22 protein-coding genes are annotated in these 16,999 nt (G+C 46.6%); 9 read left to right on the top strand and 13 right to left on the bottom strand.

The annotated features are described in order from the left end of the window. Window positions 1-9: 9 nt before the first annotated feature. The 6 genes from rpsL to fkpA form a co-directional block, all read right to left on the bottom strand. Complete coding sequence (gene rpsL, locus JQC93_RS12790; RefSeq protein WP_005417208.1) at window positions 10-384, bottom strand: 30S ribosomal protein S12; 375 nt, start codon at window positions 382-384, stop codon at window positions 10-12. 213 nt (window positions 385-597) lie between these two features. Continuing rightward, entirely contained in the window at window positions 598-876 is a 279-nt protein-coding gene (locus tag JQC93_RS12785) for a DsrH/TusB family sulfur relay protein (RefSeq protein WP_205158847.1), read from the bottom strand. Window positions 877-879: 3 nt separating this feature from the next. Next, entirely contained in the window at window positions 880-1,236 is a 357-nt protein-coding gene (gene tusC, locus JQC93_RS12780; protein WP_205158846.1) for a sulfurtransferase complex subunit TusC, read from the bottom strand. After that, window positions 1,233-1,565, bottom strand: coding sequence for a sulfurtransferase complex subunit TusD (gene tusD, locus JQC93_RS12775; RefSeq protein WP_236009567.1), 333 nt, complete (start codon window positions 1,563-1,565; stop codon window positions 1,233-1,235). Before tusD ends, tusC begins: the two co-directional genes overlap by 4 nt. Before the next feature lie 56 nt (window positions 1,566-1,621). After that, window positions 1,622-2,302 (bottom strand): helix-turn-helix transcriptional regulator, encoded by a 681-nt coding sequence (locus JQC93_RS12770; RefSeq protein WP_084885301.1) that lies wholly within the window; start codon window positions 2,300-2,302, stop codon window positions 1,622-1,624. A gap of 157 nt (window positions 2,303-2,459) precedes the next feature. Beyond that, window positions 2,460-3,242, bottom strand: a complete 783-nt coding sequence (gene fkpA / locus JQC93_RS12765) for an FKBP-type peptidyl-prolyl cis-trans isomerase (RefSeq protein WP_205158844.1) — start codon at window positions 3,240-3,242, stop codon at window positions 2,460-2,462. Window positions 3,243-3,374: 132 nt separating this feature from the next. Between fkpA and JQC93_RS12760 the strand changes: the two genes are divergently transcribed. Together JQC93_RS12760 and JQC93_RS12755 are read left to right on the top strand one after the other, a co-directional pair. After that, on the top strand, window positions 3,375-4,352 hold the full coding sequence (locus JQC93_RS12760; protein ID WP_205158843.1) for a WD40 repeat domain-containing protein: 978 nt from the start codon (window positions 3,375-3,377) through the stop codon (window positions 4,350-4,352). Between the two features lie 23 nt (window positions 4,353-4,375). After that, window positions 4,376-4,615, top strand: coding sequence for a SlyX family protein (locus tag JQC93_RS12755; RefSeq protein WP_084885295.1), 240 nt, complete (start codon window positions 4,376-4,378; stop codon window positions 4,613-4,615). 21 nt (window positions 4,616-4,636) lie between these two features. On the opposite strand, the gene JQC93_RS12750 is transcribed toward JQC93_RS12755, so the two are convergent. The 5 genes from JQC93_RS12750 to kefG form a co-directional block, all read right to left on the bottom strand. Then, window positions 4,637-5,584, bottom strand: a complete 948-nt coding sequence (locus tag JQC93_RS12750) for an isoaspartyl peptidase/L-asparaginase family protein (RefSeq protein ID WP_205158842.1) — start codon at window positions 5,582-5,584, stop codon at window positions 4,637-4,639. 70 nt (window positions 5,585-5,654) lie between these two features. Then, complete coding sequence (gene slyD, locus JQC93_RS12745) at window positions 5,655-6,212, bottom strand: peptidylprolyl isomerase (protein WP_205158841.1); 558 nt, start codon at window positions 6,210-6,212, stop codon at window positions 5,655-5,657. A 261-nt stretch (window positions 6,213-6,473) separates the two neighbouring features. After that, window positions 6,474-6,668 (bottom strand): YheV family putative zinc ribbon protein, encoded by a 195-nt coding sequence (locus JQC93_RS12740; protein WP_205158840.1) that lies wholly within the window; start codon window positions 6,666-6,668, stop codon window positions 6,474-6,476. Window positions 6,669-6,672: 4 nt separating this feature from the next. Next, window positions 6,673-8,466 (bottom strand): glutathione-regulated potassium-efflux system protein KefB, encoded by a 1,794-nt coding sequence (gene kefB / locus JQC93_RS12735; RefSeq protein ID WP_205158839.1) that lies wholly within the window; start codon window positions 8,464-8,466, stop codon window positions 6,673-6,675. Then, a complete protein-coding gene (gene kefG, locus JQC93_RS12730) occupies window positions 8,466-9,044 on the bottom strand; it encodes a glutathione-regulated potassium-efflux system ancillary protein KefG (RefSeq protein ID WP_236009553.1) in 579 nt (192 codons plus the stop codon). The genes kefB and kefG overlap by 1 nt, the downstream gene beginning before the upstream one ends. 114 nt (window positions 9,045-9,158) lie before the next feature. Here kefG and JQC93_RS12725 point away from each other — a divergent pair, with 114 nt between their 5' ends. Next, window positions 9,159-11,063 (top strand): ABC transporter ATP-binding protein, encoded by a 1,905-nt coding sequence (locus JQC93_RS12725; protein WP_205158838.1) that lies wholly within the window; start codon window positions 9,159-9,161, stop codon window positions 11,061-11,063. 63 nt (window positions 11,064-11,126) lie between these two features. Next, window positions 11,127-11,585 carry a TIGR02444 family protein gene (locus tag JQC93_RS12720; RefSeq protein WP_205158837.1) on the top strand — a complete coding sequence of 153 codons (459 nt, stop codon included), beginning with the start codon at window positions 11,127-11,129 and terminating at the stop codon, window positions 11,583-11,585. A gap of 53 nt (window positions 11,586-11,638) precedes the next feature. Here JQC93_RS12720 and JQC93_RS12715 read toward each other — a convergent pair whose 3' ends face one another. Beyond that, window positions 11,639-12,244, bottom strand: a complete 606-nt coding sequence (locus JQC93_RS12715) for a LysE family translocator (RefSeq protein WP_205158836.1) — start codon at window positions 12,242-12,244, stop codon at window positions 11,639-11,641. A 119-nt stretch (window positions 12,245-12,363) separates the two neighbouring features. Between JQC93_RS12715 and JQC93_RS12710 the strand changes: the two genes are divergently transcribed. The 5 genes from JQC93_RS12710 to crp all read left to right on the top strand — a co-directional run bounded on the left by JQC93_RS12710 (window position 12,364) and on the right by crp (window position 16,843). Next, window positions 12,364-13,743, top strand: a complete 1,380-nt coding sequence (locus JQC93_RS12710) for an aminotransferase-like domain-containing protein (protein WP_205158835.1) — start codon at window positions 12,364-12,366, stop codon at window positions 13,741-13,743. Next, a complete protein-coding gene (locus JQC93_RS12705; RefSeq protein WP_205158834.1) occupies window positions 13,740-14,711 on the top strand; it encodes a hydrolase in 972 nt (323 codons plus the stop codon). Before JQC93_RS12710 ends, JQC93_RS12705 begins: the two co-directional genes overlap by 4 nt. Before the next feature lie 66 nt (window positions 14,712-14,777). After that, entirely contained in the window at window positions 14,778-15,038 is a 261-nt protein-coding gene (locus JQC93_RS12700) for a YheU family protein (RefSeq protein WP_205158833.1), read from the top strand. A gap of 46 nt (window positions 15,039-15,084) precedes the next feature. Then, a complete protein-coding gene (locus tag JQC93_RS12695) occupies window positions 15,085-15,954 on the top strand; it encodes a phosphoribulokinase (protein WP_205158832.1) in 870 nt (289 codons plus the stop codon). A gap of 256 nt (window positions 15,955-16,210) precedes the next feature. Beyond that, window positions 16,211-16,843, top strand: a complete 633-nt coding sequence (crp, locus tag JQC93_RS12690) for a cAMP-activated global transcriptional regulator CRP (protein ID WP_084885271.1) — start codon at window positions 16,211-16,213, stop codon at window positions 16,841-16,843. A gap of 64 nt (window positions 16,844-16,907) precedes the next feature. On the opposite strand, the gene JQC93_RS12685 is transcribed toward crp, so the two are convergent. Beyond that, on the bottom strand, window positions 16,908-16,999 hold a 92-nt coding region (locus JQC93_RS12685), incomplete at its 5' end, for an IS3 family transposase (RefSeq protein WP_205158803.1).

Here is a 16,999-nt window from a genome sequence, read left to right as displayed (position 1 = left end):
AGAAAGAGATTAAGACTTAGGACGCTTCACACCGTACTTAGAACGACCTTTCTTACGGTCATTAACGCCTGCACAGTCAAGTGCACCACGGACAGTGTGGTAACGTACACCAGGAAGGTCTTTAACACGACCGCCACGGATAAGAACAACACTGTGCTCTTGAAGGTTGTGACCTTCACCGCCGATGTAAGAAGTTACTTCAAAACCGTTAGTTAGACGTACACGACATACTTTACGTAGTGCCGAGTTAGGTTTTTTAGGGGTTGTAGTGTATACACGAGTACATACACCACGTTTTTGTGGGCACGCTTCTAGTGCTGGCACGTTGCTTTTAACAACTTGCTTTGCACGAGGCTTGCGTACCAACTGGTTAATAGTTGCCATTAACTAGCTCCTGAAATTTACTTAAAAGTAAGCTTTTGTGAAAAATCTAGTCCTTTTGCACCACAAACTCTAGTTAGAGTAGGGTTTTAAAGGACGCGAAATTTTATGCAGTGATGAGAGGTGTGTCAAGGAATATACGATCTTTTTTTAACCGCACGCGGCTAGGCAACCACTTCGTTCACACCGTTTGAGCGGCAGTGAGGCAAGATTACCTTAACCCCAATGAATAGACTTACTGTGGCGAGCAGTGAGTTCCACGAAACCTGCCATAGAAATAGCCTGTGAATCATGACGTTGAATCAATCCACGGCTCAACAAGTCAGTGTCGAGAAATGAATACGAATTCACTTTTTCCAATAACGATTTCTTAGGATGTTCGGCAAGCGCCAAATACGCTGCCTGTTGAATCAGTAAAAGATGGTCGTCGTTTGAGATAAACGGCAATGCGACACTGAGTTGCTCAAGTGAGCTGATGATATGTAATGTCGACATGGCTTAAAACCTCAGTACTTTATCGCATTTTGCCAATGTATCTGCCATGGCGCCATCGTCTAGCACCTCGCAGTCGATGATCAAATCATCAGCAGTCAGCCCATAACTGCCTAATGCAGAATGACTGACAAATACCTCTTCTATGTCGTAGAGGTCGAGCAATTTAAAGGCGCTTACATAATCTTTTAACTTCAACACCTCAGGCTCTTGCGCCGATAACAGTTGTAATACGCCCTCACCAACAAATAGACAGCATAACTCTTCACTGTAGGCTGAGGTTGCCAACACAGCGTCTAAACCTTCACGACCACTTGCGGTAGTGTGAGGGGCTTGAGTAAACAAAAAGCCAGTTGCACTCAAAACTGCACCACCCTGTCATAACTTAAAAGTGCCTCGGCAAGACTTCCCAGTCCAACCTGCTCAAAAGAATGCGCTACATTGTGCGCAGCAAGTTGATGTTGTTTGGCTTCGTCTTCACTGACAACGCCGCGTCTTAACGCCGCTGCAACGCAGGTTTCCAGCGCAAATTGATGCTGTTGAGCAAGTGTTTGCCACTTTTGCACAACATGTAACTCATCATTGGCCGGGACCACGAGCTCGCTTGCTTGACTGACGCCAGACTGATAGAAGAAGACCTTGTTAAGCTTGTGCTCAGACTGCGCTAAAGCTTTTGCGAACTCTAACGCCATATGTGTGGCTTGATTGCCATACACATCACCAGTGACAACAAGTGCGTAGCTCAGACTCAAATTTCTTCGTCCTCAGTCTTACGTTGGCGGATATACAAATACACTGTGTGCTTAGAAATGTTTAAACGATCTGCGACACGGTTTATAGCGTCTTTGATGTCGAAGATGCCTTTGTCGTACAGCTCCATCACGATTTGGCGATTCTTAGTGTTATTTGAGACCGATTTGTCCGCATTGATCTCTTCAATTGTGCGTTCAACCGTTTGATCCACCAACTCTTCCACATCACTGGCAAAGTTAACTGACGATGCAGCATCATTTGCTTCGTCGGTAGGCATAAAGGATTGGAGTACTTGTGAAAAAGGGGCATCTAAATTGACGTTGATACACAGCAATCCAATCACGCGGTTATCGTCGTTACGAATGGCAATCGTGATCGACTTCATTAGCACGCCGCCTTTGGCGCGAGTGAAGTAGGAGCGGGAGAAGTTACGTTCAGACTTCTCGATGTCTTTCAGCATTTTAAGCGCTAAGTCGGTGATCGGAGACCCAACTTGCCTACCAGTATTCTCGCCATTGGCAATTTTTATCGCTGACGTATTCAAGTCTTCGAGTGAGTGCAAAACGATCTCACAAAATGGACCAATCAAACTTGCGATACCATCTACTACCGCTTCGTATGAGCGTAAAATGATTTTATCGTGTTTGCTAAACGGTTTTACGTCAACAGACTCCATCTCTAGGAGTACATCTGCATGGACAGTTTCTGTAGTCACATTTGCCTCTAGACACTAATTATGATTCTAGATGAAAGTTTATCAGAAAATTTGAAGAAAAAATAAAGGCTCGGAAATTCCGAGCCTTAATAGTGATCTACCGCAATATTTTTTGCGCTTATTGAGCCGCTTCTTCCGCTTGCTCAACAATTTCTAGCAATTCAACTTCAAATACTAGAGTAGAGTTCATTGGGATGTTTGGTACATCCTGAGCGCCGTAAGCAAGCTCTGGTGGGATAACAAACTTGTACTTAGAGCCAACTTGCATAAGTTGAACACCTTCAGTCCAACCAGGGATAACGCGATCCAATGGGAATGAAGCTGGTTCGCCACGCTCTACAGAGCTGTCAAACTGAGTGCCGTCAATCAATGTGCCGGTGTAGTGAACGGTTACAACATCAGTAGCCGCTGGAGATTCACCTTCTGCAGCGCTAAGCACTTGGTAAAGTAGACCAGAGTCTGTTTTCATCACGCCATCTTCTTTTTCAAACTCTGCGCGGAAATCTTCACCGACTTTGATCGCTTTCTCAGCTTCTTCTGCAGCCATCATTTGCGCTTTTTCTTGTACGCGTTGGTCTAGGCTTTGTAGCGCCATCATGATCTCTTCTTCAGACAGCTCTGCGCCTTCGCCGAAGCCATCTTCGATACCTTTAAGTACCAATGCGCTATCTAGATTGATGCCTAGCTCTTTAGGCTTGTCGATAGATTGCTTTAGGAATGTCGCGAATTGAGCACCGATTGCGTATGACGCTTTTTCATCTTCTGTGTTAAAAGTCATTGCGACTACTTGAGTTTCTTCCTGCGCAGCCGATACTTCTGGTTGAGAAGCTTCTTCTTTCTGACAACCAACAGCAAATGCTACAGTTGCAGCGAGCAGTGAAACTTTAAATAGTGATTTCATTCATATCTCCAAAATGGACAAGCCATTATATTTAACTTGCACCTCGCACAAAATAAGTAGGCTGTGCGCGATACTATAACTGTAATCAATTGTGCTTCTTTAAGCGAAGCGTCTAACCAACGGTGTAGAGCATTGAAAAAAACAATACTAAATGTCGCCTCTGTGTTGTGTGTCATCTTTGTGTTAGCTGGGTGTTTTTTTAAAACTCAGCAACTTAACCAATGGCAACTTGCTGATGACACTACATCTAGCTTAGCACTTTCTCGCGATGGTCGTTTTAGCATAGCTTATTCTAAACAAGATCATCTTATACTATGGGATCTTTTACAAAACAAGCAATTAGCCCATTTAGGCGCTCAAGATCCGTCATCTAGTGAGGTGACTCGCATTCGCTTCTCAGACAACGGTCAGTATGCGATTACCGCAACCCAAATGAATTTCGCCGTGTGGGAGCTCGCTTGGAGTCAGTCACTGGGCTTATGGTCCATTTCCGATGGCACCATTAGAGATCTCGATGTCGCCAATAACGGTGAGCATGTCTTACTGGGTCTTACCAACGGTAAGGCTATCTATGTCAATGTGGCCACTGGACGCCGCCTTGAATTTCTAGCTCACCGAGAAAAAGTCAACACTGTTGCTCTATCGAGCAATGGTCGCTACGCCCTCTCTGGGGGCAATGACTATTTCGCCTACCTGTGGGACACACAGACTGGACAAGCGCTATTTCAATTTGAGCATCAAGCACGGGTTAATCGTGTGGCCTTGGATCGAGATGGACGCTGGGCATTTACCTCTGACGCCAATGATGCATTTATATGGGACATCAAAACCGGTGAAAAAGTTTCAACGTTAAGCACATTTTTACGTCAGCAAGTGTTTTCTACTGCTCGATTCTCCGATGATGGGCAACAGTTAATAACAGGTACGCCTGCTGGAAAGGTCGCTGTTTGGGATGTAGCAAGTGGGAAAAAACGTCAGGGTTGGAGCGTCGAGCCCAATAAAGAGTCTAGACCTGCTATCGCGGTGGTGTATGATGCGACCTTCACTCCGAATAACAGTATTGTCGCAGGCTCATCTGCCGGTATTGTTCAAGAGTGGGAAATGCCTTAACTCACGCACTATTGGAAATACACATGAGCCAGTCTTCGAACGACACAAAACTGCAGCAACTAGAGCAAACCATTATCGACCTAGAGGTCAAATTGGCGTTCCAAGAACAAACCATTGATGAACTCAACCAAGCGCTCAGCGATCAACAGTTAGTGATCAGCAAAATGCAAACCCAAATGAAGTATGTAGTTGGCAAAGTAAAAAACCTTGGTGAAAGTAATCTCGCGGATGAAACAGAAGAAACTCCGCCACCTCACTACTAATACCAACCCATTCTGATCACTCTACGTTGCGTAGATACTGACCTCTAGATCGCCCGACGGAGTAATTACCGCGCGGTACATGCCGCTGCTGTTCATTGAAAAGTGATGTTGCCCCTGTGAATCCATAGCGATGAGCCCACCCTCGCCGCCCATCTCTTTTAATTCACCATGAATAATGGTGTCACAAGATACACTCATAGGCTCGTCAAGATAACGCATACGAGCAGCGACATCCGATGCGACGGTCTGACGAATAAAATACTCGCCCATCCCTGTGGTTGAAACGGCCACAGTACTATTCTCTGCAAAGGTCCCTGCACCAATAATGGCGGTATCGCCAACACGGCCAAACTTTTTGTTGGTGACCCCTCCAGTGCTGGTTGCCGCAGCCAAGTTCCCGTCCATATCTAATGCGACCGCTCCGACTGTGCCGTACTTCTTATCGTCGGGGTATCGGCTTTCGGACAGCGCAAACAGCCCTTTCTCTTTCATTGACTGCAACTGCTCGTAGCGACGTTCAGTAAAGAAATAGTCTTGCTCAACAAACTGGTAATCTAAGGATTTTGCAAAGGCTTGTGCGCCCTCTCCCAGTAACATCACATGGGGACTGTGAAGCATCACATCTCTCGCCAACATAATAGGATTGGCCACATATTTCACGCCAGCAACCGCGCCTGCATCACGCTTACGACCGTGCATGACAGAAGCATCCATCTCAACCATTTCATCGTGTGTCAGTACTGAACCATGGCCGGCATTAAAATGAGGGCAATTCTCCAACACTTTGACCGCCTCAACCGTGGCATCCAGTGCGTCTCCTCCATCGGCTAAAACTTTATAGCCAGCTTGTGCTGCGTCGCTCAATGCCTGCTCAATTTCACTTTGCAACCCAAGGGACATCTGCTCACGCACAATGGTGCCGGCACCACCATGAATGGCAATAGCAATTGGAGGTGATTGTTTGGTCATGCCGTTTCCTTTATTCCGTCCTTCAAACAAAAAAGCCTTCCGAGTGGAAGGCTTTTTCTAAATCATTGGATTAGTGATTTGAGCAGCACTCTTCACCTTTTCCACAGTCGCCTTCGCCACCGCAACACTCATGGTCATCACCATGGTCGTGACCACAGCCACCTTCTTTATGGATATGACCGTGCTCAACTTCTTCTGCAGTTGCTTCACGTACTGCAACAACTTCAACATCAAAAGTCAACGTATGACCAGCCAGCATGTGGTTACCATCAACAACGACTTCGTCACCATCCACTTCAGTTACTTCAACTGGGATCGGACCTTGGTCAGTATCCGCTAGAAAACGCATACCCACTTCAATCTCATCAACACCTTGGAATACGTTTGCAGGTACACGTTGTACAAGATCGTCGCTGTGCTCACCGTAAGCATCTTCGGCTGTTACTGTTGCACTAAACTTGTCGCCTGCTTGCTTACCTTCTAGCTCACGCTCAAGGCCAGTGATCAGGTTATTGTGGCCGTGCAAGTAGTCTAAAGGCGCTTCAACGCTAGACTGATCAACGACAACACCATCTTCAAGTTTGACTTGGTAGGCGAGACTTGCAACGCGATTGTTTTCAATTTTCATATTCAATATACCTGATTCATCAAGACTAAGGCTTACAGCAAAACAGCATGAAACAACACACTGCTCAAAAAAAGAGCGGCAATAATACAGAAATCTGACGTTTTTGCCACTGTCTTATTAATGGTGATTGCCGAGAGAAAATTCAATGCGCGATTGTTTAAGAAATCGAACTGTCACAAAAGGCGAGACATCATCACTTTTACACCTAATTGTACTAGGTTCAGTTCGACGTCATCGGCGAGTGGCACCGCTACTCACCCATCACTCTGGCTTAAATATCCCGATCATTTCTTGTTCTGCCTGAGGACTTTCTTCAAGTGACTTGGGCTTACGTTGATCTATGTGCCCACAGTCCACGCACTCCACCATTTCTATATTGTTTTCGGTCCACCAACGTAAACTGTCGGCGCTCGAACATTTTGGGCATTTCGCTCCAGCGATAAATCGCTTCTTCATTCCACTAACTCCAGTCGTGACCCTGTGGTTTGTCTTTTTCCATCTCGCGGCCAAATATTTCTTCTAGCTCTTTTCGAGCTTCTTTTGCGCGAAGCGCTAAATCTTTATCGTCAGTATGCTGAGGCAATAGTTCTTCCAGCATACGATTGTCGAGCTTTTTAAAATGCGCCTCTGCTCGCGCCGCTTGATATGGGTGCATGCCCAACTCTATAAGCGCTTGTCTTCCTAGGTCTAAGGCACCCAAAAAGGTCTCTCGAGAAAAGTTATCGACCCCATGATTAATCAGTTGGTACGCTTCTACACGACTGCGCGCACGAGCCATCACCTTAAGGTGGGGGAAATGCTGCTTACACAGTTCAACGATGGCTAAGATTTCGTCGGGAGAGTCTGTACACAGTAATATTGCTTCTGCCGTTTCTACGCCGGCACTGCGTAGAAGCTCCAAGTTGGTCGCATCCCCGTAATAGACTTTGTAGCCGTACTTACGAAGCAGCTGGATCTGACTTGCGTCACTTTCCAAAATAGTAATTTTAACTTTATTGGCGTACATCAATCGGCCAACAATTTGACCGAAACGTCCAAAGCCTGCCACGATCACACGGGGCTTTTTATCTATTACCGTTTGCGGCTCATTAAATTCGGGTTCATTAATGGTACGAGCAAACCAGCGATCTTGAGCAATCAACAGCAGCGGCGTTGTCACCATAGAGAGACTGACAATCACCAGTAAGAAACTCACGGTCTCAGCGTCTAACAACCCCTGAGACTGTGCGGCGGTATACAACACAAAGGCAAACTCTCCACCTTGGCTGAGTATCGCTGCCATTTTTGAGCGCGCTTTTGCACGAGTACCAAATAATCTTGCAAGCACATAGAGCACCAGCCCTTTAGTGACTACCAATGCAATCACAGCGGTAAATATTTCCAGAGGGTACAGCGCTAAAAGCCCTAAATTCACCGCCATGCCAACGGACATAAAAAAGAGCCCAAGCAATAGCCCTTTAAACGGCTCTATGGTGATTTCTAACTCGTGCCTAAATTCACTTTCGGCTAACAGCACCCCCGCTAAAAAGGTGCCAAGTGCCATCGACAATCCCATGTAATTCATGACGTAGGCTATGCCAACCACCACGAGCAGCGCCGTGACAGTAAACATCTCTCTTGTGCCTGTTGAAATCGCATATCGAAAAAGCGGACGTAGCAAGAAGTGACCTGCCACAAGCAGTGCCAACACACCTGCGATAGTGGACAACGCCGACAACCAATCACCAGCAACATTGCCGGCCAACACAGGCAACAGAGCTAGCATCGGGATCACCGCAATATCTTGAAACAGCAACACCGCGAAACCCGACTGACCGGTTTCACTTCCTGCCAAACCTTGTTCTTCAATGACACGCAGAGCTATCGCTGTTGACGACAAGGCCAGCCCCATAGCAATGGCCACACTCACGTTCCAGCTAAACCCGAGCAGCGATACAGCCCCAGTAAGAAGCGCGCTGGTTACAAGTACTTGAGCCCCACCTAGCCCAATAATGGGACGGCGCATTTGCCACAGTTTTTTAGGGTTAAGTTCTAAACCAATCAGAAAGAGCAGCAGTACCACGCCAAACTCTGAAAAGTGTAGAATTGATTCGACATCTTTTATGAGCCCTAGTCCCCACGGACCAATGGCGACTCCTGCGAGCAAATAGCCGAGTACAGAGCCAAGACCCAAACGTTGAGCCAGTGGCACTGCAGCCACTGCTGCGACCAAAAAAGTCACGCTGTTTTGCAAGAATTCGTTGCCCAATGCCATTAGCCACTCTCCTTACTGCCCAGAGGGTGTTGTAACCACAGTCTAAATTCTTCAGCGTGAGCATATCGCTCGGCATCACTAACATTATGCGACCAATACAAAACCATCGGCTCAAGCCAGTGCATTTGACACAACGCGGCGGTCATTTCAAATGGGCGTAGAAAGTCATTTAAGGTGTACTGATTGTAACCATTGCTGGAAAACGCATCGTCATTGCCACCTGTAGAGATCACTGTTTTCCACGTTTTCCCTTTCAACTGTGCCCCTTCACCATAAGCGAAGCCTTTTTCAAGTACCCGATCCATCCACTCTTTAAGTAGCGAAGGACAAGAATAGAGAAACATTGGAAATTGAAACACGACAATGTCGTGCTTCATGAGTAGCTGATGCTCAGCATCAACATCAATAAAAAAATCGGGGTAATGGGCGTACAAGTCGTGGACGGTGACATGCGAAAGATCCTGAACCTTTTTGAGCATCAGGTGATTGACAATCGAATGTTCTAAGTCTGGGTGAGCGACCACCAATAGTACTTTGGGCTTCGAATTGAGTTGCGAGCTTTTTTGCGATCCTTGCAATGGCTTTTCCTGTATAACGCACGATATTCTAAAGTATAGCCTTCGCATCATATCCTATTTCGCTCGATACTTGGTATACTCGGCGCCAATCAATTTTTTTGTACAACGGCTCACATGATCACTTTCTCCAATATTCAACTGCTGCGTGGCGGCAAAGTCCTTCTAGACAACGCTACAGCCACTATCCATCCCGGTGACAAAGTCGGCCTTGTGGGCAAGAATGGATGCGGAAAGTCAACGCTGTTTAGCTTAATGAAAGATGAGCTCACGATTGATGGGGGTGACTTTAGTCTCCCGAAACATTGGGAGTTAGCGTGGGTTGCGCAAGAAACCCCAGCACTAGAGCGAGAAGCAATAGAATACGTGATTGATGGCGATCGCGAGTTTCGCCGACTCGAAGCCGATCTTAAGCACGCCGAAGAACAAGATAACGGCACGCTCGCCGCTGAATTGCATGGAAAAATTGACACTATTGGTGGCTACACCATTCGATCGCGCGCCGCAGAGCTGCTCAATGGTTTAGGATTTTCTCAAGCACAAATGAGTTGGAACCTTACCCAGTTTTCAGGTGGGTGGCGAATGAGACTCAACCTAGCACAAGCCCTGCTTTGTCGCTCGGACCTGTTGCTGCTCGATGAGCCGACTAACCACTTGGACTTGGACGCAGTGATGTGGCTAGAAAAGTGGCTACAAAATTACCCTGGAACGCTCGTGCTGATCTCACACGATAGAGATTTTCTCGATCCCATCGTAAAACGCATTATCCACGTCGAAAACCAGACCTTAAATGAGTACACCGGTAACTATTCGTCATTTGAAACTCAACGCGCTCAGAAACTACTGCTGCAACAAGCACAGTTTCAAAAGCAGCAGAAGCAAATGGCGCATATGCAGAGCTATATTGACCGCTTCCGTTATAAGGCATCAAAAGCACGTCAGGCACAAAGCCGGATTAAAGCGCTAGAAAAAATGGAAAAGGTATTACCTGCGCAATTTGATAACCCATTCAGTTTCGAATTTCGCGAGCCCGAGGCTCTACCCAATCCGATTCTGATGATGGAAGACGTCGTCGCTGGCTACGACGACACCATCATTTTAGATAAGATCAAACTCAACTTAGTCCCTGGCAGCCGTATTGGCCTGCTGGGACGAAATGGAGCAGGTAAGTCGACGCTCATAAAGTTATTGGCCAAAGAGCTCAATGCACAGCAAGGCCTACTTAGCTACTCTCAAGGTGTCAAAATTGGGTATTTTGCGCAGCATCAATTAGAGACCCTTCACCCAGAAGAATCGCCTCTGCAACACATGATGCAAATTGCTCCCAATCATACTGAACAACAGCTTAGAGATTACTTAGGCAGCTTTGGCTTTTTAGGCGATAAGGCGCTAGACGCCGTTGCTCCGTTTTCTGGTGGAGAAAAAGCCCGCCTCGTGCTCGCCCTAGTGGTATGGCAAAAGCCGAACTTATTGCTGCTCGATGAACCGACTAACCACCTAGACTTAGATATGCGCCAAGCGTTGACCTTAGCATTGCAAACCTTTGAGGGGGCTATGGTTATCGTAAGTCACGATCGCTACTTACTTCGTGCCACCAGTGACGACTTGTACTTGGTGCATGACAAGCAGGTAGAGCCGTTTAACGGCGATCTTAACGATTACTATAAATGGCTGACCGAACAACAAAAAGTAGAAAGACAAGAGCTTAAAGTCGACAAACCAAAATCGTCCGACAACAGTGCGGCGGCTCGTAAAGAACAAAAGCGCAAACAAGCCGAATTGCGAAAACTCAGTGCACCACTACGTAAGAGAATTGAGAAGTGTGAGTCAAAAATGGACTCGCTCTCCGAACTTTTAGCGCAAAATGAACTGAAGCTCGCAGACAATTCTATTTACGAAGAAGACAATAAAGCCATTCTCACTCAGGTACTTGATCAACAAGCATCGGCAAAAGCGGAGTTAGAAGAAGTCGAAATGGAATGGATGGACGCACAAGAGCAACTTGAAGCTATGCAAGAATAACGCAGCACACCGCACAAGAGCCTATACGGGATATTCTAGTGGTGATATTCACAAGGAACGAGAATGACTCACAGCGCACTTCCTCGATTAACATTGGAGCGCCTTTGGCAATTTAGCCTGCAGTACTATGGCGACCGACGCATTAAAGATGCGTGCTTGAAGCTGCAAAACGTTTACGGTGGAAACGTAAACTTACTGTTGCTGCTCAAATGGTTAGACGAACAGAAACTGGCACTTAACCAACAAGACTTGGTAGCGCTCAATCGTGCTTTGCAACGTTCAGAGACGCTGCTGATTCAATATCGAGAGTTACGTCGCCAGTTAAAAAAAGAAGTGCCCGACTCACTTTACCGAGAATCTCTGCAGTTCGAGCTTTTGTTAGAAAAGCAGCAGCAATCTGACCTAGTAGACTGCATCAATCAGCTCAATCTTAGTAAAACCAGCAGCGCTAAACTGACGCAAATTTATTGCGAGCAACTTAGCGCTGACTCTTTAGTCGCTATTTTCAATCCAAGTGCATAATGCCATCGCAATGCCCAACTACTAAATATATAGCGACTAAATTAAATAAATGGCTACCAAATAAACACCACGCACGATGCAGTAAGCGCCGCCATCACATAATTGAACTGGCTTTGTGCTCTAGGTGTCGAAAGCCAACGTCGAATCAATGCCCCAAAGCCAATCCATACCGACGACGTCTGTACTTGCACCACCACAAACACACAACAAATGGACAAAATCGACAACCAATAATAGGCCCCTGAAAGGGTGAACGTCCCCACTGCGGCCACCGACATCATCCAAGCTTTAGGGTTTAAAAACTGGAACAGAGCGGCTTGCAACAACGTCATTGGCGCGCTTTCTTCATTGTTGGCCACAGACGCGTTATTGGTATTCTTGGTAGTGGCAATTTTCCAGCTCAAGTACAGCAGATAGCTGCACCCAGCCACTTTCAACCCCGTATGAGCGGCGGGGTACAATCGAAACAACACATCCAGTCCTGCAGCAGACAATACAATCAAGGTATTCAACCCCAAAGCAATACCTAAGAAATGCGGAATCGAACGACGATACCCAAAATTGGCCCCCGATGCGGTCAACATGACGTTGTTAGGTCCGGGTGTCCCGGTCATTACTAAGGCAAACACGGCGATAGACACAAAATAACCCCAATCCATGACTTACTCCCCTTTAATTGTATCGGTACAATCTGAATCCGAGTTTGATTTATACGCATTATTGCGGCAAAATCACCCTAACACTGGCCAAAATTGAACGCAAAGGATTTATTGTCACCATGACAATCCCGACAATGGACGTACAATCCAAGATCCCAATGTACAAACAAATTGCCCAATGGATCGGCACTCAGATTCAATCGGGAGAACTTCAATACCACCAGAAACTGCCCACACACCGCGCTCTTGCTGACCAACTGGGTGTCACCATTGGCACAGTGACACGTGCGTATGCTGAGGCAGAACGACAAGGGTTGGTTGAAGCGCGCGTTGGTGCCGGTACGTATGTCCGAAACCCCAACCAAGGTGGATGGGTATTTGAGGAGCAGCAAGAGCATGTGAAATGTCATCTTGGATATAACATTCCTCCGTTTATCGAGCGTGACCAGATGATGAGCCAAGCCATGTCTCAGCTTAGCCAGTCACCACAGCTGCTCAATCAATTGATGCTTTATCAAAGCGCAGTAGGTAACGAGGGTCATAAATCGGTCGTATGTGATTGGTTAGCCACACACAACATTCACCTCTCGGCTAGGCAACTGCTATTTTGTCACGGTGCGCAACACGCACTACAGCTTGTGATGGACGGGTTTTGCTCTGCCGGAGATACATTGCTGGTTGAGGAGAAAACCTACCCAGGGTTACTCAATGCTGCAAAACAGAAACAACTCAGCTTAAAGTCCGTGGTTATGGACGAGCAAGGGATCACGCCGCAAAGCTTGGAGACCGCTTGCCAGCGTTTTCGCCCTCGCTTTGTGTATTTGACGCCAACGCTGCAAAACCCCACTACCGCAACGATGCCACTGGAACGAAGGCACGCCATCATCGATATTTGTAAACGCTTTGATGTGATTATCATTGAAGACGATATCAATGGCTTGCTCGAACCAAATGCACCTACCGCTATGGTTAACCTCGCGCCTGAGCAGGTTATCTATGTGAATGCTTTTTCTAAAACCCTAGCACCAGGCTTGAGAGTGGGCTTTTTGCACGCTCCCACTCCCCTCTACTCTACGTTAGCCCAAACGCTACAAAACCATAGCTGGATGGTCAGTCCGTTATTAATAGCGTTATGCTGCCAGCTGATTGAAAGTGGTAACGCCGACAAAGTATTGGATTTAGTTCGCCAAGAGATGCTACAGCGATACCAGCTAGTGACTCAATATCTTTCTAAATATCACATTGTTGGTCGAGGCGTGGGGTTTCACGCCTGGTTGCCACTGCCTGAACACTGGAAGCTGTCTGAATTTGTGCAGCAAGCGGAGCTGCAAGGGCTAACCGTTAAATCAGCCGAGCTTTTTGCGCCTCCGGCGACGGCCATTGAGCCAGCGGTGCGGCTATCCGTGAGTGCCCCTGCCGACAAGAATGAACTGGAGCAAGGCTTAAAAGCCCTTGTGGCATTATTGGACTCTCAACCCGACCAGAGCTTTGTACTATGAATCCCTTTATTCCAGCCCGTGGATTATCCAACCCACACATTCAAACCTTGGCTCCGAGATTGATTCGCAAAAATGCCGTACTCACTGGCTACCCTGAGAGATTAGAGACTCCTGATCATGACTTTTTGGATCTCGTATGGAGCGAAAGCGACGCACAACGACAGCACTCCAACAAACCCATATTTGTGCTTTTTCATGGTCTTGAAGGCTCATTTGAAAGCCCGTACGCCAATGGATTGATGGAGGCTTTTGCCCGCCAAGGCTGGTTATCTGTGATGATGCATTTTAGAGGCTGCAGTGGTGAAATAAACCGACTCGCACGTGCCTATCACTCTGGCGAAACTGACGATGCTCGGTTGCTCCTTGAACAAATAAGACAGCGCTATCCGCATAACCCCATCGCCGTTGTCGGTGTGTCGTTAGGCGGCAATATGATGGTCAATTATTTGGCCAAATACTCGGACGATCCCATAACTTCATCCTGCGCGGTTATCTCGGCTCCGCTCGATTTAGCGTGCTGCTCAGCTCGAATTGAGCAAGGTTTTTCAAGGCTGTACAGAAACCATTTACTGGGTTCGCTAAAGCAAAACGCGCTCAAAAAATTGCACCTACTCGAACAAGCCTTACCCATTACCGCAGACGATATACATTCTATGAAGCGTCTCTATGAGTTTGATGAGCAGATCACTGCACCGCTGCACGGGTTTAAAGATGCAGCCCATTACTATGAGGCCTGTAGTGGATTGCCAAAGCTTGCCCAGGTGGATACTCCTTTACTTGTTATTCACGCTAAAGATGATCCTTTTATGACCGATGCCGTGATCCCAAGTTTCCGCCTGCCCAATGCGGTAGACTATCGCTTGTATGAACATGGTGGGCACGTTGGCTTTGTGGGTGGTGAAGCATTCTCTCCCAGGCTTTGGCTTGAAGAGGCTCTCCCTACCCACTTCAACAATTTGATCAGATAGGTTTGCTATCAGCGCTATGACTGTCTATGATTTTTCTCCCTTAATTGGAAACCTTAGGTCACGACTATGATTATTCCCTGGCAAGAGATCGCCAGCGACACCCTGCAAAACTTACTTTCTGAGTTCGTGCTGCGAGAAGGGACCGATTACGGTGATGCCGAGTGCACGCTTGATGACAAAATCGATCAAGTTAAACAACAACTGATCCGTGGTGAAGCGCATATTGTCTATTCGGAGCTTCATGAAAGTATCGATATCAAAACGAGCCAGTCGTTACGCAGCGACACCCAAAACGAGTATGACGGGCCGCATGATGGCCACGAGTAATTGCCCGTCGACTACCGTAACGACAAGTGTATAAACAAGGAATGTTATGTCAGCAAAACACCCAATTATTGCAGTAACGGGTTCTTCTGGAGCAGGGACTACTACCACCTCAGAAGCCTTTAGAAAGATGTTTAACATGATGAAGGTGAAAGCAGCCTGGGTCGAAGGGGATTGCTTCCATCGTTACACGCGCCCAGAAATGGATGTCGCAATTCGCAAAGCAAAAGAGCAAGGCAAACACATTAGCTACTTTGGTCCAGAAGCCAACGACTTTGGCGCTCTGGCTAATTTTTTCGACCAATACGGCCAAGATGGCAGCGGGAAAATCCGCCAATATCTTCACACCTTTGATGAAGCCGTCCCCTTTAACCAAATGCCTGGCACCTTTACCCCATGGCAAGAATTGCCAAGCGACAGTGATGTACTTTTTTACGAAGGTCTGCACGGTGGGGTTAAAGATGGTGACGTGGATGTCGCAAAGCACGTCGACTTCCTAATAGGCATGGTGCCGATTGTAAACTTGGAATGGATTCAAAAATTTGTTCGAGATACTCGTGATAGAGGCCACTCAAGAGAAGCGGTAATGGATTCTATCGTTCGCTCTATGGATGACTATCTAAATTACATTACACCGCAGTTTTCTCGTACACACATAAACTTTCAACGTGTCCCAACGGTCGATACATCCAATCCACTGAATGCAAAAGGGATCCCTAGCCTCGATGAAAGCTTCGTGGTTATTCGTTTGAGAGGGATAAAAAATGTGGATTATCCTTACTTACTCTCTATGATAGATGGCTCTTTTATGTCCAGGCACAACACAATTGTGGTACCCGGTGGTAAGATGAGCTTTGCGATGGAATTGATTGTTAGACCCATCTTGCAACAACTAATCGAAACCGGAAAAATAGGGTAATCCTGATACATCTGATACAAAAGTTTAAAAGCGTGTGAGTAGTCACACTTTATGTATGAGATTTAGGGCTTTGGCTCGATCAAAATCAAGATTTCCCATGCAAAACACGGTAGTATTTTTAGCCTAATGATAAGACGAGTTGCAGCAAGCACAGTTGCACTTTATGCTAGTTCCCCGGTTGCCTATGCAATCGAGCCGGTCTCACGACTGAAAATGGAATTGCTGCTAAGCGAACTCTGCAGAGGAAGATAAGAATATGGTTTTAGGTAAACCTCAAACAGACCCTACACTAGAATGGTTTTTGTCACACTGCCACATTCACAAGTACCCATCAAAGAGCACTTTGATCCACGCTGGTGAAAAAGCAGAAACCCTTTACTACATCGTAAAAGGTTCAGTAGCCGTACTAATCAAAGATGAAGAAGGCAAAGAGATGATCTTGTCTTACCTTAACCAAGGTGACTTCATTGGCGAACTAGGTTTGTTTGACGAAGAACAAGAGCGTACTGCTTGGGTTCGTGCGAAATCACCTTGTGAAGTCGCTGAAATTTCTTTCAAGAAGTTCCGTCAGCTCATCCAGGTAAACCCTGACATTCTAATGCGTCTTTCGTCTCAAATGGCGAAACGTCTGCAAGTAACTAGCCAAAAAGTGGGCGACCTTGCTTTCCTAGACGTAACAGGCCGAATTGCTCAAACGCTACTTAACCTAGCGAAACAACCTGATGCAATGACTCACCCAGACGGCATGCAAATTAAGATCACTCGTCAAGAGATTGGTCAGATTGTTGGCTGTTCGCGTGAAACTGTAGGTCGTATCCTTAAGATGCTTGAGGAACAAAACCTAATTTCTGCGCACGGTAAAACAATTGTGGTTTACGGCACTCGTTAATCCACAGCAATAAATCTAAAAAAACCACCCATTTGAAGTGACCCCTTAAAGTTGGACATTTCTGTTAAGCGGCTTGTAAGGCCTGATTTCGATATTCCATCGGAGTCAGGCCTTTTAGTTTCACCTTGATGCGTTTTGTGTTGTAGTACTCGATGT

Origin of the sequence: Vibrio ulleungensis (assembly GCF_016900875.1) — a bacterium.
Classification (GTDB): Bacteria; Pseudomonadota; Gammaproteobacteria; order Enterobacterales; family Vibrionaceae; genus Vibrio; species Vibrio ulleungensis.
Note: the sequence above shows the minus strand (reverse complement) of the source record. Positions and strands in the feature narration are given on the sequence as shown.

Bases quoted from the DNA above. Each gene is read 5' to 3' on its own strand.
- JQC93_RS12755 (WP_084885295.1), top strand. From the start codon at position 4,376: ATGAGCCAGTCTTCGAACGACACAAAACTGCAGCAACTAGAGCAAACC.
- JQC93_RS12720 (WP_205158837.1), top strand. From the start codon at position 11,127: ATGACTCACAGCGCACTTCCTCGATTAACATTGGAGCGCCTTTGGCAA.
- rpsL (WP_005417208.1), bottom strand. From the start codon at position 384: ATGGCAACTATTAACCAGTTGGTACGCAAGCCTCGTGCAAAGCAAGTT.
- crp (WP_084885271.1), top strand. From the start codon at position 16,211: ATGGTTTTAGGTAAACCTCAAACAGACCCTACACTAGAATGGTTTTTG.
- JQC93_RS12750 (WP_205158842.1), bottom strand. From the start codon at position 5,584: ATGACCAAACAATCACCTCCAATTGCTATTGCCATTCATGGTGGTGCC.
- JQC93_RS12715 (WP_205158836.1), bottom strand. From the start codon at position 12,244: ATGGATTGGGGTTATTTTGTGTCTATCGCCGTGTTTGCCTTAGTAATG.
- kefB (WP_205158839.1), bottom strand. From the start codon at position 8,466: ATGGCATTGGGCAACGAATTCTTGCAAAACAGCGTGACTTTTTTGGTC.
- JQC93_RS12695 (WP_205158832.1), top strand. From the start codon at position 15,085: ATGTCAGCAAAACACCCAATTATTGCAGTAACGGGTTCTTCTGGAGCA.
- JQC93_RS12740 (WP_205158840.1), bottom strand. From the start codon at position 6,668: ATGAAGAAGCGATTTATCGCTGGAGCGAAATGCCCAAAATGTTCGAGC.
- JQC93_RS12705 (WP_205158834.1), top strand. From the start codon at position 13,740: ATGAATCCCTTTATTCCAGCCCGTGGATTATCCAACCCACACATTCAA.
- JQC93_RS12770 (WP_084885301.1), bottom strand. From the start codon at position 2,302: ATGGAGTCTGTTGACGTAAAACCGTTTAGCAAACACGATAAAATCATT.
- fkpA (WP_205158844.1), bottom strand. From the start codon at position 3,242: ATGAAATCACTATTTAAAGTTTCACTGCTCGCTGCAACTGTAGCATTT.
- JQC93_RS12700 (WP_205158833.1), top strand. From the start codon at position 14,778: ATGATTATTCCCTGGCAAGAGATCGCCAGCGACACCCTGCAAAACTTA.
- JQC93_RS12785 (WP_205158847.1), bottom strand. From the start codon at position 876: ATGTCGACATTACATATCATCAGCTCACTTGAGCAACTCAGTGTCGCA.
- JQC93_RS12710 (WP_205158835.1), top strand. From the start codon at position 12,364: ATGACAATCCCGACAATGGACGTACAATCCAAGATCCCAATGTACAAA.
- JQC93_RS12725 (WP_205158838.1), top strand. From the start codon at position 9,159: ATGATCACTTTCTCCAATATTCAACTGCTGCGTGGCGGCAAAGTCCTT.
- slyD (WP_205158841.1), bottom strand. From the start codon at position 6,212: ATGAAAATTGAAAACAATCGCGTTGCAAGTCTCGCCTACCAAGTCAAA.
- tusD (WP_236009567.1), bottom strand. From the start codon at position 1,565: ATGGCGTTAGAGTTCGCAAAAGCTTTAGCGCAGTCTGAGCACAAGCTT.